Annotated in this window: 18 protein-coding genes and 1 pseudogene; 8 read left to right on the top strand and 11 right to left on the bottom strand. The window is 55.4% G+C overall.

Annotated features, from left to right (window positions below; genetic code table 11):
* Positions 1-66: 66 nt before the first annotated feature.
* Positions 67-906, bottom strand: coding sequence for a MurR/RpiR family transcriptional regulator (locus tag M8Q36_RS10540; protein ID WP_020456674.1), 840 nt, complete (start codon positions 904-906; stop codon positions 67-69).
* A 117-nt stretch (positions 907-1023) separates the two neighbouring features.
* Between M8Q36_RS10540 and ggt the strand changes: the two genes are divergently transcribed.
* Genes ggt through hpxZ form a run of 4 tightly spaced genes read left to right on the top strand, consistent with a single transcriptional unit; the run spans position 1024 to position 4555 of the window.
* Entirely contained in the window at positions 1024-2607 is a 1584-nt protein-coding gene (gene ggt, locus M8Q36_RS10535) for a gamma-glutamyltransferase (RefSeq protein ID WP_249880835.1), read from the top strand.
* Positions 2608-2616: 9 nt separating this feature from the next.
* Positions 2617-2802 carry an oxalurate catabolism protein HpxX gene (gene hpxX / locus M8Q36_RS10530; protein ID WP_020456672.1) on the top strand — a complete coding sequence of 62 codons (186 nt, stop codon included), beginning with the start codon at positions 2617-2619 and terminating at the stop codon, positions 2800-2802.
* Entirely contained in the window at positions 2799-4175 is a 1377-nt protein-coding gene (locus M8Q36_RS10525; RefSeq protein ID WP_249880834.1) for an AtzE family amidohydrolase, read from the top strand. The genes hpxX and M8Q36_RS10525 overlap by 4 nt, the downstream gene beginning before the upstream one ends.
* Positions 4172-4555, top strand: a complete 384-nt coding sequence (gene hpxZ, locus M8Q36_RS10520) for an oxalurate catabolism protein HpxZ (RefSeq protein WP_249880833.1) — start codon at positions 4172-4174, stop codon at positions 4553-4555. Before M8Q36_RS10525 ends, hpxZ begins: the two co-directional genes overlap by 4 nt.
* A gap of 34 nt (positions 4556-4589) precedes the next feature.
* Here the strand turns inward: hpxZ and cysH are convergent, their stop codons facing one another.
* The 3 genes from cysH to cysJ are packed head-to-tail and all read right to left on the bottom strand — an operon-like array spanning position 4590 to position 8896.
* Positions 4590-5324 carry a phosphoadenosine phosphosulfate reductase gene (cysH, locus tag M8Q36_RS10515; RefSeq protein ID WP_249880832.1) on the bottom strand — a complete coding sequence of 245 codons (735 nt, stop codon included), beginning with the start codon at positions 5322-5324 and terminating at the stop codon, positions 4590-4592.
* A gap of 54 nt (positions 5325-5378) precedes the next feature.
* A complete protein-coding gene (cysI, locus tag M8Q36_RS10510; protein WP_249880831.1) occupies positions 5379-7091 on the bottom strand; it encodes an assimilatory sulfite reductase (NADPH) hemoprotein subunit in 1713 nt (570 codons plus the stop codon).
* Positions 7091-8896: an NADPH-dependent assimilatory sulfite reductase flavoprotein subunit gene (gene cysJ / locus M8Q36_RS10505; RefSeq protein WP_249880830.1), complete on the bottom strand. Its 1806-nt coding sequence runs from the start codon at positions 8894-8896 to the stop codon at positions 7091-7093. Before cysJ ends, cysI begins: the two co-directional genes overlap by 1 nt.
* Before the next feature lie 356 nt (positions 8897-9252).
* On the opposite strand from cysJ, the gene queD reads away from it, so the two are divergent.
* Positions 9253-9615, top strand: coding sequence for a 6-carboxytetrahydropterin synthase QueD (gene queD / locus M8Q36_RS10500; protein WP_017458754.1), 363 nt, complete (start codon positions 9253-9255; stop codon positions 9613-9615).
* Between the two features lie 100 nt (positions 9616-9715).
* On the opposite strand, the gene M8Q36_RS10495 is transcribed toward queD, so the two are convergent.
* Positions 9716-10501, bottom strand: a complete 786-nt coding sequence (locus M8Q36_RS10495; protein WP_249880829.1) for an SDR family oxidoreductase — start codon at positions 10499-10501, stop codon at positions 9716-9718.
* 220 nt (positions 10502-10721) lie between these two features.
* Complete coding sequence (gene queE, locus M8Q36_RS10490; protein ID WP_249880828.1) at positions 10722-11393, bottom strand: 7-carboxy-7-deazaguanine synthase QueE; 672 nt, start codon at positions 11391-11393, stop codon at positions 10722-10724.
* A gap of 188 nt (positions 11394-11581) precedes the next feature.
* Here queE and M8Q36_RS25590 point away from each other — a divergent pair.
* A pseudogene (locus M8Q36_RS25590) lies at positions 11582-12528 on the top strand (TPM domain-containing protein).
* A gap of 299 nt (positions 12529-12827) precedes the next feature.
* Positions 12828-13937 (top strand): SDR family oxidoreductase, encoded by a 1110-nt coding sequence (locus M8Q36_RS10475; protein ID WP_249880825.1) that lies wholly within the window; start codon positions 12828-12830, stop codon positions 13935-13937.
* 63 nt (positions 13938-14000) lie between these two features.
* On the opposite strand, the gene eno is transcribed toward M8Q36_RS10475, so the two are convergent.
* The 5 genes from eno to rlmD form a co-directional block, all read right to left on the bottom strand.
* Positions 14001-15299 carry a phosphopyruvate hydratase gene (eno, locus tag M8Q36_RS10470; RefSeq protein ID WP_065369248.1) on the bottom strand — a complete coding sequence of 433 codons (1299 nt, stop codon included), beginning with the start codon at positions 15297-15299 and terminating at the stop codon, positions 14001-14003.
* An 81-nt stretch (positions 15300-15380) separates the two neighbouring features.
* Positions 15381-17018, bottom strand: coding sequence for a glutamine hydrolyzing CTP synthase (gene pyrG / locus M8Q36_RS10465; RefSeq protein ID WP_017458748.1), 1638 nt, complete (start codon positions 17016-17018; stop codon positions 15381-15383).
* Between the two features lie 352 nt (positions 17019-17370).
* Positions 17371-18162, bottom strand: a complete 792-nt coding sequence (gene mazG, locus M8Q36_RS10460; RefSeq protein ID WP_249880824.1) for a nucleoside triphosphate pyrophosphohydrolase — start codon at positions 18160-18162, stop codon at positions 17371-17373.
* Between the two features lie 64 nt (positions 18163-18226).
* Positions 18227-20464, bottom strand: a complete 2238-nt coding sequence (gene relA, locus M8Q36_RS10455) for a GTP diphosphokinase (protein ID WP_017458746.1) — start codon at positions 20462-20464, stop codon at positions 18227-18229.
* 52 nt (positions 20465-20516) lie between these two features.
* Entirely contained in the window at positions 20517-21818 is a 1302-nt protein-coding gene (gene rlmD, locus M8Q36_RS10450) for a 23S rRNA (uracil(1939)-C(5))-methyltransferase RlmD (RefSeq protein WP_249880823.1), read from the bottom strand.
* 57 nt (positions 21819-21875) lie between these two features.
* On the opposite strand from rlmD, the gene barA reads away from it, so the two are divergent.
* Positions 21876-24644 (top strand): two-component sensor histidine kinase BarA, encoded by a 2769-nt coding sequence (gene barA, locus M8Q36_RS10445; RefSeq protein WP_249880822.1) that lies wholly within the window; start codon positions 21876-21878, stop codon positions 24642-24644.
* Positions 24645-24647 lie beyond the last annotated feature (3 nt).

Genomic DNA, 24647 nt, shown 5'->3' with positions numbered 1-24647 from the left:
TAAAACGGGGCGCTGAACGCCCCGTCATAACACATCAGGATGGTGCAGAAGCACCTTTATGGTGCATTAACGGTGTTCAAGCTCATCCAGTTCATCGTACAGCGAAGCGATGTGGTGAATGCGCTGACGCCCTTCGCTCAACGCGGTGTGCAGCACGGCATTGGACAGCAAATTCACCAGGCTCATGGCGCTGCTGTAGCTGTCGAACGCGGAGACGCTCTCCAGCGGCAAACCGATGTGCCAGCGGCACAGCGGCTTAATGCTGGCCGCCTGCGGCTCACTGATTGCCAGCAGCGGAATGCCCTGCTGATGCAACACCGCCAGCAGCGGGCGCACCACGCGCGGGCGGCGGCGAAAAGCCACCACCACCACCATATCCTGCGGGGTGATGTCGACCACTTCTTCCGCCAGCGTCTGCCCCGGCTGCGGCATCAATAGCACCTGGCCACGGCTTTGCAGCAGTTGCTGGCGCAGGTGCAACGCCACGGGGGCACTGTTACGCAGACCCAAAATAAAAACCCGCTTCGCGGTATTGAGCGCGGTGACGATTTCGGCGAATTGCCCGGCATCCAGCGTATTGACCCACAGCGTCAGGTTCGCCATCTCCTGCTTGTAATGGCGCGCCAGCAGTGTGTTGCCCTGCACCGCGTCGCGGTTCTCAGTCAGCGGCATACCGCTCTGTCGCAGCGTGCGCAGTTCATCGCGCATCTCTTTGAAACGATCGTAGCCCAGCCGCTTAAATAAGCGGCTGACGGTGGCTTTCGATACCCCGCTCAAGCGCGCCAGCTCGGCGCTGTTGTAGCTCACCAGATCGTCGAAATGATCGATGATAAACGAGGCAACCCGTTGTTCTTGCGGGGATAGCTCGTCAAAGCTCGCCCGTAAACGCTCATCCAGCTGCTGCATAGCTTCTCCTGCAACTTTTGTTTCAGGCTAAGCTGACACAGTGAAACGCCCGTCGTCAATCTGGAACAGCTCTTGCTTAGTGTTCTGCACTTACCCGCAAAAACAGGAAGCGTGACGATGCAAAGTAATATAGCCCCCTCCGGCATGGCGGTGACACCGCACCATCTCGCCAGCGAATCGGCGTTGTCAGTTTTACGCCACGGCGGCGACGCGATTGAAGCGATGGTGGCGGCAGCGGCAACCATTGCGGTGGCCTATCCGCACATGAACGGCATCGGCGGCGACGGCTTCTGGTTGATTGTGCCGCCTGACGGCGAACCGCTCGCCATCGATGCCAGCGGTGCGGCCGGGCAACACGCGACACGCGAATTTTACGCAGGTCACGCACATATTCCCCATCGCGGGACGCTTGCTGCGCTGACCGTACCCGGCACACTCAGCGGCTGGGATGAGGCGCTGAAGGTTTCTGCCGCGCTCGGTGGCGGGCAGCTTCCGCTCTCACGGTTACTGGCCGATGCGATCCGCTACGCCGCCGACGGTATTCCGGTCACCCAGTCGCAGGCCAGCGCCACGCAAAGTAAATATGCGGAACTGGTGGATATCCCCGGTTTTGCAGACACCTTTTTACCGCAAGGCAATGCCCCGCTGGCAGGCAGCCGCTTTTGCCAGCCGAAACTCGCCCGCACGCTGACCCAGCTTGCCACCGAAGGGCTGGAGAGCTTTTACCGTGGCTCGCTGGCGCAGGTGATCGCCCGTGAAATGCAGATGTTGGGTTTGCCCGTGACCGCCCAGGATCTGGCGAACCATCGCGCCCAGCGTCGCGTGCCGTTGAAGCTCAGCCATAGCCAGGGCGAAATTTTCAATATGACGCCGCCGACGCAGGGGCTGGTATCGCTCGCCATCCTCGGCATTACCGACCATCTGGAGATGGCGCAGGCCAGCGAAGTACAAACCATTCACCGCATTGTGGAAGCGACCAAGAAAGCCTTCGGCCTGCGCGATCGCTACATCACCGATCCGCGCCACGTCACGCTGCCAGTACAGAGCCTGCTGGAACAAGCGCCGCTGGAGCAACTGGCGGCCAGCATTGATGAGCAACGCGCCGCGCCCTGGGGCCAGGGGAAAGGGCCAGGCGATACCGTGTGGATGGGGGTTATCGATAAAAATGGGCTGGCGGTGTCGTTTATCCAGAGTATTTATCACGAATTTGGCAGCGGCGTGGTGCTGCCGGAAAGTGGCGTGCTGCTGCAAAACCGTGGCGCGGCCTTTAGCCTTGATCCGGCGCATCTGCTGGCGCTGATGCCTGGCAAACAGCCGTTGCACACCTTAAACCCCGCCGCCGCGCGGCTGAAAGACGGGCGCACGCTGGTTTACGGCACCATGGGCGGCGACGGGCAGCCGCAAACGCAGGCCGCCATTTTTACCCGCCATGTCATGCAGGGCATGCCGTTGCAGGAAGCAGTCTGCGCCCCGCGCTGGTTGCTGGGCCGCACGTGGGGGCAGCTTTCCGATAGCCTGAAACTGGAAGGACGCTTTAGCGAAGAGACCTTTCAGGCGCTGCGCGCGCTGGGGCATGACGTTGAGTGGTTGCCGGGAATGAGTGAAGCCACCGGGCACGCAGGGGCGATTGTGCGCCACCCCAGCGGCATGCTGGAAGGGGCTTACGATCCGCGCAGTAACGGCAGCGCAGCAGGGTTTTAAGGAGCAATGATGAATACACCCTTTGACTGGCCGACCTATATCCGGCTGATGGAACAACTGCTTGATGTCCCGCTGGATGACGCACGCCGCGCCGAGCTGGAAATTCAGCTCGCCAGAATCGCCGCGATGGCGCAACCGCTGATGGCCTTTACGCTGCCGCACCGCCAGGAAGGCGCGGGAGAGTACCGGTTATGATTTTATCGATTGCTGATATTCAGCGTGGCCTGCGGGAAAAAACCTTTAGCGCCAGCGAACTGGCGCAGCAGACGCTGGCGCGTATTGATCACGTCAATCCGCACCTCAACGCCTTTACTGACATCACAGCCACGCGGCTACTGGCGGAAGCGACGCAAATCGACCGGCAAATCGCGAAGGGCGAAGCATTGCCCGCGCTGGCAGGCGTACCCTATGCGGTGAAAAACCTGTTTGATATCGAAGGTGTCACCACGCTTGCCGGGGCGAAACTCTTCAGCCAGCAGTCACCAGCTACGGAAGATGCCTTCGCACTTCGCCAGTTGACGCGCGCGGGCGCGATGCTCGCCGGGGCGCTGAATATGGATGCCTACGCCTATGGTTTTACCACCGAAAACAGCCACTACGGCGCAACGCGCAACCCACGCGATCCCGAGCGTATCGCGGGCGGCTCGTCCGGCGGTTCGGCGGCGGCTGTCGCCGCGGGGATGGTCAATTTTTCGCTCGGTAGTGACACCAACGGATCAATCCGCGTACCCGCCTCCCTGTGCGGTATTAACGGGTTGAAACCGACATTTGGCCGTCTGTCGCGTAGCGGTAGCCATCCGTTTGTCGCCAGCCTCGATCATATCGGCCCGCTGGCGCGTAGCGTTGAGGATTTAACGCAGGTGTATGACGCTTTGCAGGGGCACGATCCCGACGATCGCTGGCAATCGGATCGCGCCAGTGATGCCGCCTTACCGCAGTTGTATGAGGAAAGCAGTCTGCGCTGCGCCGTGCTGGAGGGGTATTTCACAAGCTGGTGCGATGACGATGCGCGCCAGGCCGTTGGTCGTGTGGCGCGAGCGCTGAATGCTGACAATGCGATGACGCTGCCGGAAGCGGAGCTGGCGCGAACGGCGGCCTTTTTGCTGTCGGCGGCGGAAGGCGGTAACCACTATTTACCCGCCCTGCGCACCGACGCTGACGCGTTCGAACCCAATTCGCGCGAACGCCTGCTGGCGGGCGCGATGACCCCCTCGGCCTGGTACACGCAGGCACAGCGGTTTCGCGCCTGGTTTCGCGACAAAACACTGCCGCTTTTCGATGACGTTGATCTGCTGTTAGCCCCGGCAACGCCCTGCTGTGCCACGCCGATTGGCGCGCAGACCATGCATATCAATGGTGTCGATTTACCCATAAAAGCAAGCATGGGGATGCTGACGCAGCCAATCTCCTTTCTTGGTTTGCCGGTGGTCACCGTGGCGCTGAAAACCGCCTGCGGTTTACCGATAGGCGTACAAATTATTGGCGCGCCCTGGCAGGAAGCGCGCTGTTTACAGGCGGCATGGCGGCTGGAACAGGCCGGTCTTCTTTTTCCACAGGATGCAGCATGAACCGAGATAATGTTGATCGCCCGGCGATCCTCAATGAAGTGACCACCGCGTTTTACCGCTATGAGCAGGCGCTTATCAGCAATGATATTGATGTGCTGGACGAGCTGTTCTGGGATGACGCACGCACCGTGCGTTACGGCGCGACCGAAAACCTGTACGGCATTGCCGCGATCCGCGATTTTCGCAACGCGCGCCTCTCAAGCGGGCTTGAGCGCGTGCTACGCAATACCACTATCACCACGTTTGGCGATGATATGGCGGTGGCGAGCACCGAGTTTACGCGGGAAAACAGCGAGAAAATTGGCCGCCAGATGCAGACCTGGGTGAAGTTCCCGTGGGGCTGGCGCATTGTGGCGGCGCATGTGAGTGTGATGGGGTAACAACAGCCCTCTCCGGTAAAGGAGAGGGAGAAAATCAACCTTCGTGCAGCCCGCATTCGCGTTTCAGGCCGAAGAAGCGGGTCTCTTCTTCTGCCATGCCCGGTTCCCATTTGCGGGTGGTATGCGTGTCGCCCACCGAAAGGTAGCCCTGATCCCACAGCGGGTGGTAGTTCAGCCCGTGTTTTTGCAGGTACTGGTAGACCGTGCGGTTATCCCAGTCGATGATCGGCAGCACTTTGAACACGCCGCGCTGAATAGCCAGCACCGGCAATGTGGCGCGGCTGCCGGATTGCTCGCGGCGCAGCCCGGCGAACCAGGTTTTCGCGTTCAGTTCGGCCAGCGCGCGGTTCATCGGCTCAACTTTGTTGATGTGATTGTATTTTTCAATCCCTTCAACGCCCTGCTCCCACAGCTTGCCGTAGCGCGCCTCCTGCCAGGCCGGGCTGTGCTCGGCGCGGTAGATTTTCAGGTTCAGCTTGAGCTTGTCCGTGAGCTCGTCGATAAACTGGTAGGTTTCCGGAAACAGATAACCGGTATCGGTGAGGATCACCGGGATATCCGGGCGCACCTGGTTGACCAGATGCAGGCTCACCGCCGCCTGAATACCAAAACTTGAGGAGAGCACATATTCACCCGGCAGGTTTTCCAGCGCCCAGGCGACACGCGCTTCAGCGCTGAGTTTCTCAAGCTGCGCGTTGGTTTCAGAAAGCTGCAGTATGCGGTCTACTTTGGGCAGCTCGTTTAGCGCGTTCAGATCGAGTACGGACATATTGACCTCTCTTATCACCTCTTCCTCCCTGATCGGGGAGGAAAGAATCAGGCGTTATTCCCAGAAATCCCGCGCCGGATCGAGCACCGGGCGGATAATTCCAGCGCGGATGGTGAAGTCGCCAAAACCTTCGCCCTCTTCACGCTCGTGCGCCCAGCGTGCGACCAGTTCGTCGATAGCACCCAGGATTTCGGGTTCAGTAATGTTTTCGCGATACATGCGCGGAATGCGTGTACCACTGCGATTACCGCCGATATGCAAGTTATAGCGCCCCGGCGCTTTGCCGACCAGGCCGATTTCCGCCAGCATCGCACGACCGCAACCGTTCGGGCAGCCGGTCACACGCAGCACAATATGGTCATCGCCCACGCCGTGTTTTTCCATCAGCGCTTCGACTTTATCGACAAACGAAGGCAGGAAACGCTCGGCTTCCGCCATCGCCAGCGGGCAGGTCGGGAATGACACACAGGCCATGGAGTTTTCGCGCTGCGGTTTTACCGCGTCCATCAGCCCGTGGCTGCGCGCCAGTTTTTCGATCTTCGCTTTCTGGCTTTCCGGCACACCGGCGATGATCAGGTTCTGGTTAGCGGTAATGCGGAACTCGCCTTTGTGGATCTTCGCAATTTCCAGCAGGCCGGTTTTCAGCGGTCGTCCCGGGTAATCCAGAATACGGCCGTTTTCAATAAACAGCGTCAGGTGCCATTTATTGTCGATGCCTTTCACCCACCCGATGCGATCGCCACGACCGGTAAACTCATACGGACGGATCGGTTCAAATTTGATCCCGGCGCGGCGTTCAACTTCCGCTTTGAAGGTTTCAACGCCAACGCGCTCCAGCGTGTATTTGGTTTTGGCGTTTTTACGATCGGTACGGTTGCCCCAGTCGCGCTGCGTCGTAACCACCGCTTCCGCGACCGCCAGCGTGTGCTCCAGCGGCAGATAACCGAATTCGCTCGCCGTGCGGGCATATGTTTTCTTGTTACCATGCTCGATCGACAAACCGCCGCCAACCAGCAGGTTAAAGCCCACCAGCTTGCCGTTTTCCGCAATCGCCACGAAGTTCATATCGTTGGCGTGCAGATCGATGTCGTTCTGCGGTGGGATAACCACCGTGGTTTTAAACTTACGCGGCAAGTAAGTCTGGCCTAAGATCGGCTCTTCATCCGTGGTTGCCACTTTTTCCTGATCGAGCCAGATCTCGGCATAAGCCCGGGTGCGCGGCAGCAGATGTTCGGAGATCTTTTTCGCCCATTCGTAGGCTTCTGCGTGCAGTTCAGATTCGTACGGGTTCGAGGTACAGAGCACGTTACGGTTCATGTCGTTGGCGGTCGCCAGTGCGTCCAGCCCAACGGCGTGCAGCATCTGGTGCGCCGGTTTCACATTTTTCTTCAAAATGCCGTGAAACTGGAACGTCTGACGGTTGGTCAGGCGGATGCTGCCGTAAATGGTGTTGTCGTGGGCGAATTGATCAATCGCCTGCCACTGTTTGGTGGTGATAACGCCGCCCGGCAGGCGGCAACGCAGCATCATCGCGTGGCGCGGCTCCAGCTTTTGCTCAGCACGTTCGGCGCGGATATCGCGATCGTCTTGCTGATACATGCCGTGAAAACGGATCAGCAGAAAGTTGTCGCCTTTGAAGCCGCCGGTCAGACCGTCATGCAAATCTTCCGCAATCGTACCGCGCAGGTAGTTGCTTTCGCGTTTCATACGTTCGGCGTCGGTCAGTTTGCCTTCGACCACCAGTGGGCCGGGGTGTTTTTCGCTCATTAGTAGACATCTCGCTGATAACGGCGCTCAACGCGCAGCTCACTTAAAAATTCATCCGCCGCTTCGGTGTCCATGCCACCAAATTCGGCAATCACATCCAGTAAAGCCTGCTCAACGTCTTTCGCCATGCGATTGGCGTCGCCGCAGACATAAATGTGCGCGCCGTCGTTGATCCAGCGCCACAGTTCCGCGCCCTGTTCGCGCAGTTTGTCTTGTACGTAAACTTTTTCTTTTTGATCGCGGGACCAGGCCAAATCGATGCGGTTCAGCACGCCCTCTTTCACATAGCGCTGCCACTCAACCTGATAGAGGAAATCTTCGGTAAAGTGCGGGTTGCCAAAGAACAACCAGTTTTTGCCTGGCGCGTCATCGGCGGCGCGCTGCTGCATAAAGGCGCGGAACGGCGCAATACCGGTGCCCGGCCCAATCATGATCACCGGCGTTTGCGGGTTCGCCGGCAAACGGAAGTTATCGTTATGCTCGATAAATACGCGAACTTCACCCTCTTCTTCTACGCGATCGGCGAGGAAGCTGGAGGCACCGCCCGCACGGGCTCGGCCTTCGACGTCATAACGCACCACGCCAACTGTGATATGTACTTCACTCTCCACTTCTGCCTGCGAAGAAGCAATGGAGTAAAGGCGCGGCGTCAGCGGGCGCAGCAGGCCAATCAGCGCATCCGCATCCAGTTGCGCCGGAGAGAAACGCACCATATCGACAATCGGCGTGGTCGCGGCGTAGTGTTGCAACTGCGCTTTATCACCGACCAGCGGCAGGAGTGATTCGCTGCGCGTCAGGGTGGCGTAGTTTTCCACGATATTGGCAGTGTTGACCGTCAATTCGAAATGCCACTGCAACGCTTCGGCAAGCGGCAGGGTTTTACCATCGACCGTGACGGGCTCATCGCCTTTCAGCCACAGCAGCTCAACCAGCTCTTTGACTAACGCTGGATCGTTCTGATACCAGACGCCGAGGGCATCGCCCGGCTGGTAACGCAGACCGGAGTCGCCCAAATCGATTTCGATGTGACGCACATCTTTTTCTGAATTACGCCCGGTGATTTTCTGGTTAACCGACAGGCTTGCACTCAGCGGTGCTTCTTTGGTGTACGGGCTGGAGACGATTTCATTCACCGCACCACTGGCGGCGACAGCGGTTTGCGCAGGCGAAGAGGCTGGCGCACGGCCTTTCAGCACCTCAACCACACGGGCGCGCCACTCTGCGGCGGCGGCCTGGTACTCCACATCGGCATCAACGCGATCCAGCAGACGTTCAGCACCCAGTTCCGCCAGCTTGCTGTCGAAATCTTTCCCGGCCTGGCAGAAAAACTCATACGAGGTGTCACCCAGACCGAAGACCGCAAAAGCGGTGCCATCCAGTTTTGGCGCTTTTTTCGAGAACAGGAACTTATGCAGCGCAACAGCTTCTTCCGGCGCTTCCCCTTCACCCTGCGTTGAAGCAACTACGATCAGCAGTTTTTCATTGGCGATCTGTTTGAATTTATAGTCGCCCGCGTTGACCAGCGTGACATTGAGTTTCGCCGCCAATAAGTCATCGCGCAGCGCTTCGGCTACACGGCGGGCGTTACCGGTCTGCGAGGCGGAAATCAGCGTAATCGAGGACGCTTCTGCGACCGGCGTCGCAGCGACCGTTGCGCCAGTTGGCTGCTGATTCAGCACGCCCCAGAAATAGCCGGAAACCCAGGCGAGCTGGGTGGGTGTTAAATCAGTGGTGGCCGCCTGGAGGCGCGCCAGTTGCTCCGGGTTAAGCGGAAGCAACGCGGAAGGTGGGACCTGGGTCGTCATGCGTCGTATTGTTCCAGTAGCAATTCCCTTTCGTCTTTCGCGCAGCCTGTGAACGCGCCAACGCCGCGAAATCCATGGGGATATAATTTTAAAAAAGTGAAGTGAAACTAAGGTTAACGGTGGGGATAATAACAATTAAAGAAAGGTTGGAAATAATAAATAACCAAATGGACTAACCTGTTTTAGTTATAGTTGTTAACACTAAAACAGGTTAAATAACTTATTGAATTACATTGATAAAACGAATGTATTGCGGTTCGGCTTCTGCCGTAACCGCTTTTAGTGATTTTAATTAATGCTAAAAAAGGTCATTTCCGCTACCATGCGGCGGTTTTTTGTAAGCCTGAGAGTTCATTATGTCGACCACGTTGTTTAAAGATTTCACTTTCGAAGCCGCTCATCACCTGCCGCATGTCCCGCAGGGGCACAAATGCGGTCGTCTGCATGGCCACTCGTTTATGGTGCGCCTGGAGATCACCGGCGAGGTGGATCCTTATACCGGCTGGATAATGGACTTCGCTGAGCTGAAAGCTGCGTTTAAGCCGCTTTACGAGCGCCTGGATCACTACTATTTGAATGAGATCCCGGGGCTGGAAAACCCCACCAGCGAAGTGCTGGCGAAATGGATTTGGGATCAGATGAAACCGGTGGTGCCGCTGCTGAGCGCGGTGATGGTAAAAGAGACCTGCACGGCGGGCTGCGTTTATCGCGGCGAATAACAGACTTTCGTGCCGTCAACCTGCGAGCCGTTCTCGCTGGTCTGCGGGTTGACAGCACATTTGCCCACGCTTTATCGGCTCCGCTCACACACCAGTGTGTTTAACGCACCAGATAACCGCCATCGACGACTAATAAATGACCATTGACAAAATCCGAGGCGCGGCTGGCGAGAAATATGACTGCGCCCATTAAATCCTGCGTATCTCCCCAGCGCATAGCCGGTGTGTGATCAATTCCCCATTTATATTGCTTGCGATCGCTACGAATTATTTGCGTGATATCCGTGGAGAAATATCCCGGCGCAATACCGTTTACCTGAATATTAAATTGCGCTAATTCGTCACAATAGGCTTTTGTTAAACCGGCCAGCGCATGTTTTGTCGCGGAATAGGCCGGCGATCCCTGTTGACCTAAAAATGAGCGCACCGAGCAAATATTGATAATTTTTCCGCGAAGGTTTTTCGCCATCACTTTTGCCGCTTCATGACATAATTCAAAGGCGGCCGTCAGATTGACGTTAATCATCGGATCCCAATCAGCGCGATTAAACTGCCAGACATTATTCATTTTGCAGATACCCGCGTTATTCACCAAAATATCAACCGTACCGAAGCGTTCACAGCAGGCGCTGATTATCTTTTGCGGTGCGCCTTCGGCGGTAATATCAATTTCCATAAATTCAACATCTACGCCCTGCTGTTTAATGGCTTCTTCTGTTTCCCCACCGTCTGAGGTAATCGCCGGAATAAAAACATTTGCCCCGGCTTTTGCCAGCGCAACGGAAAATGCCTGTCCTAATCCACTATTACCGCCGGTGACAATAGCGGTTTTCCCCTGTAAGGAAAAAAAGTCCAGCGAAAAATTATTAATTGATCTCATTGACATTGCTTGTTCCAAAATCCTTTTAGAAAAATAAGGCAGCGCCCCATAATAATGAAGCGACCTTTTGCAATATTTAAATATCGTAACCGGACGTTTTCTAACACAGATAAATAAAATGGCACTTGATAAAGGTCAAAGTTAAATTATCACGAGAATTCACTTCGGAATAATCACTTTATTTTCCCTTTGCTGTATTAAAAAACCCGCCAGTGGCGGGTTTGTATTAAGCAATATTGAGATATTTGTGTGTCTGCATCGACAGTCGCCAGTTGCGGGCGATACAGGTTTCAATACACAAGCGCGTCGCATCCTCTTTCTGGCTTATCGGCTGCAAGGCGATGACCCGCTGCTTATCATCGTGCAGTTGCGCCAAAAGCTCGTCCAGCGCTTCAATATCGCGCAGGCGGCCAACAGGGTGCTTAATCTCATCGGCGCGTTCCAGCGCCTGCTGGAGGACATCATAACCGCCGCGCATATTCACTTTCGGCGATACGGTGACCCAGGTAGTGTGCGACGTACGAACCTCGTGCGTGCCGCTGGTTTCAATCTGACAGCTAAAGCCATTGTGCTCCAGCAACGTAGTCAACGGGGTGAGATCGTGAATGCAGGGCTCACCGCCGGTAATCACCACATGGCGCGCAGTCCAGCCCTGGCGCTGAATAATGGCGAGCAGATCTTCACTGCTTGCCGCGCCCCATTTGTCGCTCTCTTTGGTCTTCGCGAGAATGCTGTACAGCGACACCTCCCGATCCGCGAGCTTATCCCAGGTGTGTTTGGTATCGCACCAGGCGCAACCAACCGGGCATCCCTGTAAACGAATAAAAATGGCGGGAACGCCGGTGAAGTAACCCTCGCCTTGCAGGGTCTGGAACATCTCGTTAATCGGGTACTGCATCGTCGCTCTTATTAGCAGGGAAAAACGCCATTATTGCAGATAACCCGCAGGGGATCATGTGCCATTTGCGCCGCGCACGGCGGGCTATTTAACCTGCTGATAATGAAAACTATCAATTATGGCAAATTGTCATTACCGGCTTTCAGCCGCTATCCTATGGCGGTTCTTTCTCTGGTTTGCCCGCAAGGATGATGCAAATGGCGCGCATATTGGCACTGCTGCTGGTGCTGAGTTTGACCCTTCCGGCGCTGGCTGTGCCTGTTCCACCGATGAATGGCGTGGTTAACGATGCCGAAAATCAGTTAAGCCTCTGGCAGCGTAAGGCGCTTATCCAGCAGGTGAGCGATCTGAATGCCCGCACGGGTACACAAACCGCCGTACTGCTGATATCCACGACAAATGGCGAAACCATTGAACACTTTGCCAACGCGGTTTTTAACCGCTGGCGGCCTGGCGATGCCCGGCGTAATGATGGCGTGCTGGTGCTGGTCGCCTGGCAGGACAGAAAAGTACGTATCGAGGTAGGAAGCGCCTGGAGGGCATGTTAACCAACGCGCTGGCAAAGCAAATCATTGATGAATATATGATTCCAGCCTTCCGGCAGAATGACCTGAATACCGGAATTGTGCGCGGCGTTGAGGGGATCAGCACCGTGCTTGCCAGCCAGCCACTGCCCAAAGCTCAACCCCCGTCATTTTTCCAGCAAATGGCTGCCTGGTTTTCCCTGTGGAAGAGTTTAATTATATTGGCGGTGGTTATCATTGCCCTGACGGTCAAAGGCAAAATCCTCACGCTGACAGGACTGTTTCTTATCGCCTGCCCTCTGGCCGTGATTTTGTTCGCTTACAGTGAACAACACCCTTTGCTGCTGCCTTTTACGATATTCTGCGCTGCCGTGCCCGCCTTTATTTTGCTGATGATTTTGTGCGTATGGTTGCTCTACCCGCAGCGGCTTACCACCGCAGGCCGGCAAAAATATCGTGAGAGCAGGCAGCTCAATTATTCACGTGGAGGCGAGGCCAGTACCGACACAACTCATTACACCAGCAGCGAAAGTTCCAGCCATAGCAGTAGCGACAGTTCCAGCGGTGGTGGCGGTTCAAGTGACGGCGGCGGCGCTTCGGGGAACTGGTGAGCCATAAAGCGCAAAAGAAATGGTGTAACCAGATATTATTTATTTTACATTTTGAATTGAATTCACAAATAATTTGCAGGCTAACAAACTAAAAATAATCCATTAAATATCATCGATATAAATATTTTCCGAAACGTGGCGGAATCTTTTTATTTTATTGGTTGTCGTAGACAAATCCCCCGCGTTTTCTTCCTTAAAACCAGCTTAAGAAACCCCGTTTTTGTACGCCATTTTATTGATATGGCGTTTAGCTTTCTGTGCCTACAATCCGCCACAACAACCATGATGAGAAAGCGTTGATGAATACATTATTGATTACGGGTGTCACTGGGTTTCTTGGCGGGGCGGTATTAGAAAAAATTCTTCACGACAATCTACCGATGAATTTATTGCTGCTGGTTCGCGCCGAAGATAGCGAAGCCGGGCTTGCGCGCGTTAAAAGCAATATGCGCAAATTCAACCTCAGTGATGAGGTGCTGAACTCGCTTTCGACGACGCAGATCCTGCTCGGCGATTTGGGCGAACCAGAAGGTTTTATTGCCGATCCGCGTCTGGAAAATGTCACCCACGTGCTGAACTGCGCAGCGGTGGCCTCTTTTGGTAACAATCCGCTGGTGTGGAAAGTCAACGTGGAAGGCACGCTGACATTTGCGCGCCGGATGTCGCAGGTTGCCGGGTTACAGCGTTTTCTGCACGTTGGCACCGCGATGTCGTGTACCCCGGAGCCGGATTCACTGGTACCGGAAAGCAGTGAGTTTCGCGAGAATGCCGAGCACCTGGTGACCTATACGCACTCCAAATCCACTATCGAACAACTGATGCGCAAAGAGTGCCCGCAGTTGCCGCTGGTGATCGCACGGCCATCGATTGTCGTCGGCCACACCAGCCACGGTTGCACTCCGTCTACCAGTATCTTCTGGGTGTTCAGCATGGGGCTGATGCTGCAAAAATTTATGTGTTCGCTGGAAGATCGCGTGGATGTGATCCCGGTGGATTACTGCGCCGATGCGCTGCTGATGCTGCTTAGCGGAGAGATTGCACAGGGTGAAGTGGTGCATATCTCGGCTGGCGAAGAGAATAGCGTCCGCTTTGCCGATATCGACAGGGCAATGGCGAAAGCGCTGGAAAAAGCGCCGGTTGGCGATAAATACGCGCAGGTTAGCTATGAAACACTGGTGAAAATGCGCCGCGAGCTGAAGGATATCTTCGGGCCGTGCAACGAGCGCCTGATGTTGAAAGCGATGCGTCTTTACGGAGCGTTTGCCACGCTTAACGTGCGTTTCAGCAATGACAAGCTGCTCAGCATGGGTATGCCGAAGCCGCCGCGCTTTACCGATTATATCGCCCGCTGCGTGCAAACAACGCGCGGCCTGACGATACCGCAGCAGATGGAAGTCGATTTTAAATAGTCAAAAACCCAAAAAAAATGCCAGTCAACTGACTGGCATTTTTATTTGATCAACGCTTAGCGATTACGCCTGGCCTTTGATCTCTTTACGACCGTTGAACGGTGCTTGTTCACCCAGCGCTTCTTCGATACGAATCAGCTGGTTGTATTTAGCAACGCGGTCAGAACGGCTCATAGAACCGGTTTTGATCTGGCCTGCAGCGGTACCAACAGCCAGGTCAGCGATGGTAGCGTCTTCAGTTTCGCCAGAACGGTGAGAGATGACAGCGGTGTAGCCAGCGTCTTTCGCCATTTTGATCGCAGCCAGCGTTTCGGTCAGAGAACCGATCTGGTTGAATTTGATCAGGATGGAGTTAACGATGCCTTTTTCGATGCCTTCTTTCAGGATCTTGGTGTTGGTTACGAACAGATCGTCGCCCACCAGCTGGATTTTGTCGCCCAGCACTTTGGTCTGGTAAGCAAAGCCAGCCCAGTCAGATTCGTCCAGACCATCTTCGATGGAAACGATCGGATACTGTTTGGTCAGATCTTCCAGGAAGTGAGTGAACTCTTCAGAGGTGAACGCTTTGTTGCCTTCGCCAGCAAGAACGTATTTACCGTCTTTGTAGAACTCAGATGCTGCACAGTCCATCGCCAGAGTGATGTCTTTGCCCAGCTCGTAGCCCGCAGCTTTAACCGCTTCAGCGATAACAGCCAGTGCTTCTGCGTTGGAACCCAAGTTCGGCGCGTAGCCACCTTCGTCACCCACAGCGGTGTTCATGCCTTTGGATTTCAGTACTTTCGCCAAGTTATGGAACACTTCTGAACCCATACGTACAGCTTCTTTCAGGGTTTTCGCGCCAACCGGCTGAATCATGAATTCCTGAATGTCGACGTTGTTATCAGCGTGCTCACCACCGTTGATGATGTTCATCATCGGAACCGGCATGGAGTATTTACCCGGGGTGCCATTCAGTTCAGCGATGTGTGCGTACAGCGGCAGGCCTTTAGAAGCAGCAGCAGCTTTAGCGGTAGCCAGAGAAACAGCCAGGATTGCGTTCGCGCCGAAGTTGGATTTGTTTTCGGTACCATCCAGATCGATCATGATTTTGTCGATGCCGGCTTGGTCTTTCGCGTCTTTACCCAGGATTGCCTGAGCGATCGGGCCGTTAACCGCGCCAACCGCTTTCAGTACGCCTTTACCCATGAAGCGGGATTTGTCGCCATCGCGCAGTTCCAGCGCTTCGCGGGAACCAGTGGAAGCACCTGACGGCGCAGCAGCCAGACCTACGAAACCACCTTCCAGGTGTACTTCGGCTTCAACAGTCGGGTTACCACGGGAGTCGATGATTTCACGACCGATGACTTTAACGATTTTGGACATTAGGTTTTCCTCAGTACAAGTTAAACTAAAACTCCAGACAAACAACGCGTACCGATGGTACGCGTTGCTGTTGTAACTTTTTTACTTCGCCTGGCGCTTCTGATACTCGCTGGCGGCTTTCACAAAACCGGCAAACAGCGGATGTCCATCACGCGGCGTAGAAGTAAATTCCGGGTGGAACTGACAAGCGACGAACCACGGATGATTCGGCACTTCGATGATCTCGACCAACTGATCATCCCCGGAACGGCCCGCAACACGCAGACCCGCAGCTTCGATTTGTTTCAACAGCATGTTGTTGACTTCGTAACGATGGCGATGGCGTTCGATAATGGTTGGCGCGCCATACAGCTGGCGAACCAGGCTGTCATCACCAAGCTGGCACTGCTGTGCGCCGAGGCGCATGGTGCCACCGAGATCGCTCTTCTCCGAACGCTGCTCAACGTTGCCGTCTTCGTCACGCCATTCGGTAATAAGCGCCACAACCGGGTATTTACAGTCTGGCACAAATTCCGTGGAGTTGGCGTTCTCCATTCCGACTACGTTACGAGCGAATTCAATCAACGCAACCTGCATACCCAGGCAAATACCCAGGTAAGGAATATTGTTTTCACGCGCATAGCGTGCGGTGGCGATCTTGCCTTCCACACCGCGGTAGCCGAAGCCGCCAGGGATAAGAATGGCATCAAGACCTTTCAGGATCTCTACGCCGCGCGTTTCAACATCCTGCGAGTCAATCAGCTTGATGTTAACGGTTACGCGGTTTTTCAGGCCACCGTGTTTCAGTGCTTCAATAACCGATTTATATGCGTCCGGAAGTTCAATGTACTTACCGACCATACCAATGGTGACTTCGCCTGACGGATTCGCTTCTTCATAAATAACCTGTTCCCATTCGGCCAGGTTTGCTTCCGGACAGTTCAAGCTGAATCGTTTACAAATATAATCGTCCAGCCCCTGGGATTTCAACAGGCCCGGGATTTTATAAATGGAATCGACGTCTTTCAGAGAAATCACAGCTTTTTCTGGAACGTTACAGAACAAAGCAATTTTTGCGCGTTCATTAGCAGGAACCGCGCGATCGGAACGGCAAATCAGAATATCTGGCTGAATACCGATAGAGAGCAGCTCTTTCACAGAGTGCTGCGTCGGTTTGGTTTTCACTTCACCGGAAGCCGCCATATAAGGCACCAGCGTCAGGTGCATGTAGAGAGTGCGCTCACGGCCCACTTCTACCGCCATCTGACGGATAGCTTCAAGGAATGGCAGGGATTCGATGTCACCCACCGTACCGCCGATTTCAACCAGCGCAACGTCATGGCCTTCGCCACCGGCAATAATGCGCTCTTTAATCGCGTTGGTGATGTGCGGAATAACCTGTACGGTTGCGCCCAAATAGTCGCCACGACGCTCTTTACGCAGAACCTCAGAGTAGATACGACCAGTGGTGAAGTTGTTGCGACGGGTCATTTTGGTGCGGATAAAACGCTCGTAGTGACCCAAATCCAGATCGGTTTCAGCGCCGTCTTCGGTAACGAACACTTCACCATGCTGGATTGGACTCATGGTCCCTGGATCGACGTTAATGTACGGATCCAATTTCATCATGGTGACGTTGAGGCCACGGGCTTCAAGAATGGCTGCCAGGGAGGCTGCGGCAATGCCTTTACCCAGAGAGGATACGACCCCGCCGGTCACAAAAATATAGTTCGTTGTCATGCTGAACCTGAGAAGTTAGGTTTAAAAGACGATGGAATAACCAGGACGGGAAAGCAGTATACCCGATGATGGTCTACGCCACAAACTTTCATTGCCCCTCTCCTCTGTTCTTCAGGCCGCATCTGCATTGGCTTCTGTCGCTCACCCCAGACGCGGCACATTTTGCTGCGTCTGAAGATTCGCTCGGTTGCCGCCTTGCTGCGACCCGAATTACTCGAAGAGGCGATTCTCAAGGCATTTCAACAAACTTAAGGAGTGTGAAAATAGCCACTTTTGGGTAAATGTTTTTGACGCAAATCAAGCGCTTGTTATTTTAAAAATCACACAAATCGCGCTTACTGGAATAAATGCTTTAAAGATCATGTTCCTGGCGTTTTACTTGTTGCCAGACATTTTCCATTGTTTCCAGATCTACACCGGTCATTTCCAGACCGCGTTCGCGCACAATGCGTTCAACTTCACGAAAACGCCGCTCAAATTTCAGGTTGGCTTTTTGCAATGCCACTTCCGCTTTGACGCCAAGATGACGCGAAAGGTTGACTGTCGCGAACAACAAATCGCCGACCTCTTCTTCCAGTTTCGCTTCGTCTACCACCGCTTGTTTGGCTTCGTCCATGACTTCGTCGATCTCTTCGTACACTTTGTCGAGCACCGGGCCAAGCGACGTCCAGTCAAAGCCGACAGTCGAGCAGCGTTTCTGGATTTTGTGCGCGCGCATCAGCGCAGGCAGGCTGTGGGGAATATCGTCCAGCGCCGAGTGCTGAGATTTTTCCGCGCGCTCTTCGCTTTTAATTTGCTCCCAACGCACCAGCACTTCCGTGCTGTTTCCCGCATGCGCATCACCGAAAATATGCGGGTGACGACGCTCCAGTTTGTCGCTGATGGCAGCGCAAATGTCGTTGAAATCGAAACGCCCTTCTTCCTGCGCCATCTGCGCATAAAAAACCACCTGGAACAGCAGGTCACCCAGTTCGCCGCGTAAGTCGTCAAAATCTTCGCGCGAAATCGCGTCCAGCACTTCGTACGTCTCTTCCAGCGTGTAAGGCGCAATGGTGGCGTAAGTCTGCTCTTTGTCCCACGGGCAGCCGTTTTCCGGGTCGCGCAGGCGTTGCATAATCCCGAGCAGACGATCGATTTGAGTCATGAGAAATCCCTGGTAATAAGTGTTGAGCCTCGCCCATCAAGGCGAGGCTCGGATGAAGAGAAAATCAGCCACCGTGCAGGCGGCGAGCGTCGATGACGTCCGGCACCTGGTTGAGTTTGCCGAGCACGCGGCCCAGCACTTGCAGGTTGTAGATTTCGATATTCATATCGATGGTGGCCAGCTGTTCTTTGGTGTCGCTGCGACTGGCGACGCCGAGCACGTTCACCTTCTCATTGGCGAGAATGGTGGTGATGTCGCGCAGCAGACCGCTACGGTCGTTCGCCGTGACGCGCACCACCAGCGAGTAACCCGCCGAGTAGCTTTCGCCCCAGACGGCATCAACGATACGTTCCGGGGCCACGTTACGCAGCTCTTCCAGCTGATCACAGTCGGCGCGGTGAATGGAGATCCCACGCCCCTGAGTGATAAAACCGACTATCTCATCCCCCGGGATTGGTTGGCAGCACCGCGCGATATGGTGCATCAGATTACCTACGCCTTCGACAACAACGCGGCCATTGTCTTTGCTGCGGCTTTGCGGCGTGTACGTTTTCTGCTGCAGCTGCTTCAGCGCGGCGGCGTCCTGCTCCTCTGCGCTCGGCTTATTGAACTGCGATTGCAGGAAATTCACCATCTGATTGAGACGGATATCGCCGCCGCCAATCGCCGCCAGCAACTCGTCCAGCTCGTTGAAGTTGTAGCGCGGCAGCAGGAATTTTTCCGCCTCTTTCAGGCTGATGCCAAGATGCGCCAGCTCATCGTCGAGGATCTGACGCCCCGCCAGAATGTTTTTGTCGCGATCCTGTTTGCGGAACCAGGCGTGGATCTTTGAGCGCCCACGGCTGGTGGTCACATAGCCCAGGTTCGGGTTCAGCCAGTCACGGCTTGGGTTCGGTTGCTTCTGGGTGATAATTTCGATCTGATCGCCCATCTGCAACTGATAAGTGAACGGCACGATGCGCCCGCCAATCTTGGCGCCAATGCAGCGGTGCCCGACATCGCTGTGAATATGGTAAGCAAAATCCAACGGCGTCGAGCCGGCAGGCAAGTCCACCACATCACCTTTCGGGGTAAAGACATACACGCGGTCGTCGAACACCTGGCTGCGAACTTCATCGAGCATCTCGCCGGAATCGGCCATCTCTTCCTGCCAGGCGATCAGTTTACGTAGCCATGCAATGCGGTCTTCGTGCGCCGAACGCGGGCCGCCAACGGTAGCAGTGCCCTCTTTGTACTTCCAGTGCGCAGCGACGCCAAGCTCTGCATCTTCATGCATCTGGCGGGTACGAATCTGGATTTCAACGGTTTTACCGCCCGGCCCAAGTACCACCGTGTGGATAGACTGGTAACCGTTCGGCTTTGGGTTAGCGACGTAGTCGTCAAACTCATCCGGCAGATGGCGGTAATGGGTGTGTACGATCCCGAGCGCAGCGTAGCAGTCCTGTAAACGCTCAGCGACGATACGCACGGCGCGCACATCAAACAGCTCATCAAAGGCGAGGTGTTTTTTCTGCATTTTGCGCCAGATGCTGTAGATGTGTTTCGGGCGGCCATACACTTCCGCTTTGACGCCTTCGGTCTTCATTTCGGCACGCAAATGCCCAACAAATTCGTCAATGTAGTGTTCGCGATCGATACGGCGTTCGTGCAGCAGCTTGGCGATGCGTTTGTACTCCGCCGGATGCAGATAACGGAAGCAGTAATCTTCCAGTTCCCATTTGAGCTGCCCGATGCCCAGCCGGTTCGCCAGCGGCGCGTAGATATTAGTACACTCTTTCGCCGCCAGTACGCGCTCATCTTCCGGCGCATCTTTCACTTCGCGCAGATGGGCGATACGTTCCGCCAGCTTGATAACTACGCAGCGGAAATCATCCACCATCGCCAGCAGCATACGACGAACGTTATCGACTTGTTCGGAGGAGACGGAATCGGTGTGGGTGGCTTTCAACTGGCGGATAGCCGCCATATCGCGTACGCCATGGATCAGGTTGACCACCGACGTGCCGACGCTTTCGCGCAGCACCTCTTCGCTGACCACTTCCGCATCGGCCAGCGGGAACAGCAGCGCCGCACGCAGCGTGTCGGTATCCATGCTCAGCATGGAGAGGATCTCCACCATCTCGACACCGCGCCACAGCAGTAATTCCGCGTTCGGGTGTCCCTGTGTTTGTCGCAGACAATATGCCCAGGTTTCGGTTAAGCGTTCACACGACGGCTGACTGGTGATGCCCAGACTCGCGATCCATTTGGCCGGATCGAATTCACCCGCTTTGTTCAAATGCGCACTGCGTACCGCAACCATTGTCCTCTCCTTTCAGGGACCGGGCCTGTCGAACTCGACAAGCCGAAATTAATCATTTGTGATTCACAAACAACACCATCGATTCCAGGTGGCCAGTGTGCGGGAACATGTCCAGCATCGCCAGCCGCTGGATCTGGTAACCCGCATCCAATAGCGCTTCACTGTCGCGGGCAAGGGTGGCGGGGTTACAGGAAACGTACACCACTCTGTCCGGCGACAATTTTAGAATATGTTTCATCACTCCGGCAGCGCCTGCGCGTGCCGGGTCGAGTAAAACTTTGTCAAAACCACGGCTTGCCCAGGGCTGTTTCGTGACATCTTCCTCCAGATTTTCATGAAAGAATGTCACATTCTGCAAGCCATTCTGTTGCGCGTTATCCTTCGCTTTCGCCACCAAATCGGCGACGCCTTCCACGCCGACCACGCTGGCCGCGCGTTTTGCCAGCGGTAGCGTGAAATTGCCCATGCCGCAGAACAGATCCAGCACCCGGTCGCCGGGCTGCACATCAAGCCACTCCAGCGCTCGCGCCACCATCTGCTGGTTAACACCATCGTTAACCTGAATAAAGTCCCGCGGGCTGAACGTTAAGCGTAGCCCGTCAGAGCTGTACCAGGGAGATTCTCCGCTAACCTGTTCTAGTATCTCGCTTTGTGGCGCGAGATACAGAGAGAGTTCCTGAGAATGCGAAAACTGTTCCAGTTTTTCTCTGTCTGTTGCACTTAATGCAACAGTGTGACGCAAAACCATTAATGGGCCATTATCGGCTTCCACCAGCTCAACATGGCCAAGCTGACGCACGGCCTGCAACCCGCTCAGGCATTCGCGCAGCGGCGCCAGTAATGCCTCAAGACGGGGCACCAACACCGGGCAGCGGGTGACATTAATAATGTCGTTGCCGCCCGCTTTACGAAACCCCATATCCAGACACTGACTTTTGGGCTGCCAGCTCAGGCTGAGCCGCGCGCGGCGGCGATAGCCCCAGGGTTCGCCTGCAATCACTTCATCGACGTCCCGTTTCATCAAACGCGCCAGCGCCGCACTTTTGCTGCGCTGTTGCAGGGCAATACTGGCATGCTGCTGCTGGCAGCCACCGCAGACGCCAAAATGCGGGCACAGCGGCGTAACGCGCTCGTCGCTATCATTCAGGCGACGTTTCACCTCACCGCGTGAAAACTGCCGCTTCTCCTCTTTCAGCACAATGTCCGCCGTTTCGCCAGGTAACAGCCCGGGGATGAACAGCGCTTTCCCGTTATGGCGCGCAACCCCCTGCCCAAAGGGATCAAGATCAGTTACGGTTACGGTTACTTTTTGACTAGTCGTCACACGTCGTTTTGCAGAGTAGAATTGCGCCATTGCAGGGATTTATCTCATTTACAGATTAATGGCCTAATTCTCCCATAACGGAACTCCATGACCAACTACAGCTTGCGCGCACGCATGATGATCCTGATTCTGGCGCCCACCGTGCTTATCGGTGTGTTGCTCAGCATCTTCTTTGTCGTTCACCGCTATAACGATTTGCAGCGTCAACTGGAAGACGCCGGTGCCAGCATCATTGAGCCGCTGGCGGTCTCCAGCGAATACAGCATGACGTTGCAGGACAAAGATGCGATAGGCCAACTGGTGAGCGTTTTGCATCGCCGCCATTCCGATATTGTGCGGGCAATTTCCATTTACGATGGGCAGAATAACGTATTCGTTTCCTCTAATTTCCAGCTTGATGGCGATAATCTCCGGCTGGCGGAAGGGCAACCTTTTCCGCGCAGGCTCAGCGTCTCCCGGCGCGGCGATGTGATGATCCTGCGCACGCCCATTCTTTCCGAAGGATTTACGCAAACCAACACCGCGCTACCAGTGGATAAAATTACCGGCAACATGCTTGGTTATGTGGCGCTGGAGCTGGATCTCAAATCGGTACGTTTACAGCAGTACAAAGAGATTTTTATCTCCAGCCTGATGATTTTGTTCTGTATTGGTATTGCGCTGATTTTCGGCTGGCGCTTAATGCGCGACGTAACCAGCCCGATCCGTAATATGGTCAACACCGTTGATCGCATTCGTCGCGGGCAGCTCGACAGCCGCGTCGAAGGTTTTATGCTTGGTGAGCTGGATATGCTGAAAAACGGCATCAACTCAATGGCGATGTCGCTGGCGGCCTACCACGAAGAGATGCAGCACAACATTGACCAGTCCACTTCCGATCTGCGCGAAACGCTGGAGCAGATGGAGATCCAGAACGTCGAGTTGGATCTGGCGAAAAAACGCGCCCAGGAAGCGGCACGCATTAAGTCTGAGTTCCTCGCCAATATGTCCCATGAGCTGCGCACACCACTGAACGGCGTGATTGGCTTTACCCGCCTGACACTGAAATCTGAGCTTAACCCCACGCAGCGCGATCACCTGCTAACGATTGAACGTTCGGCGAACAACCTGCTGGCGATCATTAACGACGTGCTGGATTTCTCCAAGCTGGAGGCGGGCAAGTTAATTCTGGAAAGCATTCCGTTCCCGCTGCGTAATACGCTTGATGAAGTGGTTATCCTGCTGGCGCATTCGGCGCACGACAAGGGGCTGGAACTGACGCTGAACATCAAAAACGATGTGCCGGATAACGTGATTGGCGACCCGCTGCGTTTGCAACAGGTGATCACCAATCTTGTCGGTAACGCCATCAAATTCACCGAACATGGCAATATCGACATTGTGGTGGAGAAGCGCGCCATCAGTAACAACAAAGTGCAGGTTGAGATGCAGATCCGCGATACTGGCATCGGCATTCCCGAGCGCGATCAGTCGCGGTTGTTCCAGGCATTTCGTCAGGCCGATGCCAGCATCTCGCGCCGCCACGGCGGTACCGGGCTGGGGCTGGTGATAACCCAAAGGCTGGTCAATGAAATGGGCGGCGATATCTCCTTCCATAGCCAGCCGAATCGCGGCTCCACCTTCTGGTTCCACATTAATCTCGATCTCAATCCAAACGCCATCAGCGAAGCGCCAGCCACCGGCTGTCTGGCGGGCAAGCGCCTTGCCTATGTCGAGCCCAATGCGACAGCCGCGCAAAGCACGCTGGACGTGTTGCACGAAACGCCGCTGGAGGTGATTTACAGCCCGTCGTTCTCGGCGCTGCCGCAGGCGCATTACGACATTCTGCTGATGGCGATTCCGGTAACGGTACGTGAGCCGCTCAACATGCAGCACGACCGCCTCGCGCGAGCCGCCGCCATGACCGACTACCTGCTGTTAGCGCTGCCTTGCCATGCGCAGGTGAACGCCGAGGAGCTGAAACAAGACGGCGCGGCGGCCTGCCTGCTGAAACCCCTGACCACCACCCGCCTGCTGCCCGCGCTCACGGAATATTGCCGTGCGACCCGCATTACGCAGGCTCAGCCAGTGGACGAAACAAAACTGCCAATGGCGGTAATGGCGGTGGATGATAACCCGGCCAACCTGAAACTCATCGGCGCGTTGCTGGAAGATCAGGTGCAGCATGTCGAGCTGTGCGAAAGCGGTATACAGGCCATTGAGCGCGCCCGCCAGCTACAGTTCGATCTGATCCTGATGGATATTCAGATGCCGGACATGGATGGCATTCGCGCCTGCGAGCTGATTCGCCAGTTGCCGCACCAGCAGCAAACGCCGGTCATCGCCGTTACGGCCCATGCGATGGCCGGGCAAAAAGAGAAACTGCTCAGCGCCGGGATGAATGACTATCTGGCGAAGCCCATTGAAGAGGACAAGCTGCGCAGTCTGCTGCGCCGCTATAAGCCCGGCCCGGATATCGGCAGTTGGCTGACGCCACCGGAACAGGCAGTAGCACCTGCGGATATTGTGGTCGACGCCGATACCACGCTCGACTGGCAACTGGCGCTGCGCCAGGCTGCCGGGAAATCGGATCTGGCGCGCGAGATGCTGCATATGCTGGTCGAGTTCCTGCCGGAGATCCGCAATATGGTGGAAGAACAGCTGGTTGGCGAAGCGCCGCAAGGGCTTTCTGAAGGGATCCATAAGTTGCACGGCAGTTGCGGTTACAGCGGCGTACCGCGGCTAAAAAACCTCTGCCAGTTGATTGAACAGCAGTTACGCAGCGGCGTTGCGGCCGAAGAGCTGGAACCGGAGTTTCTGGAACTGCTCGATGAGATGGATAACGTCACCCGCGAAGCACACAAATTGCTGGGGTAGCCT

It is taken from the genome of Kosakonia sp. R1.Fl (assembly GCF_023516815.1).
Classification (GTDB): Bacteria; Pseudomonadota; Gammaproteobacteria; order Enterobacterales; family Enterobacteriaceae; genus Kosakonia.
The sequence above is the reverse complement of the archived record's forward strand: the minus strand, read 5'-3'. Positions and strand labels throughout refer to the sequence as shown.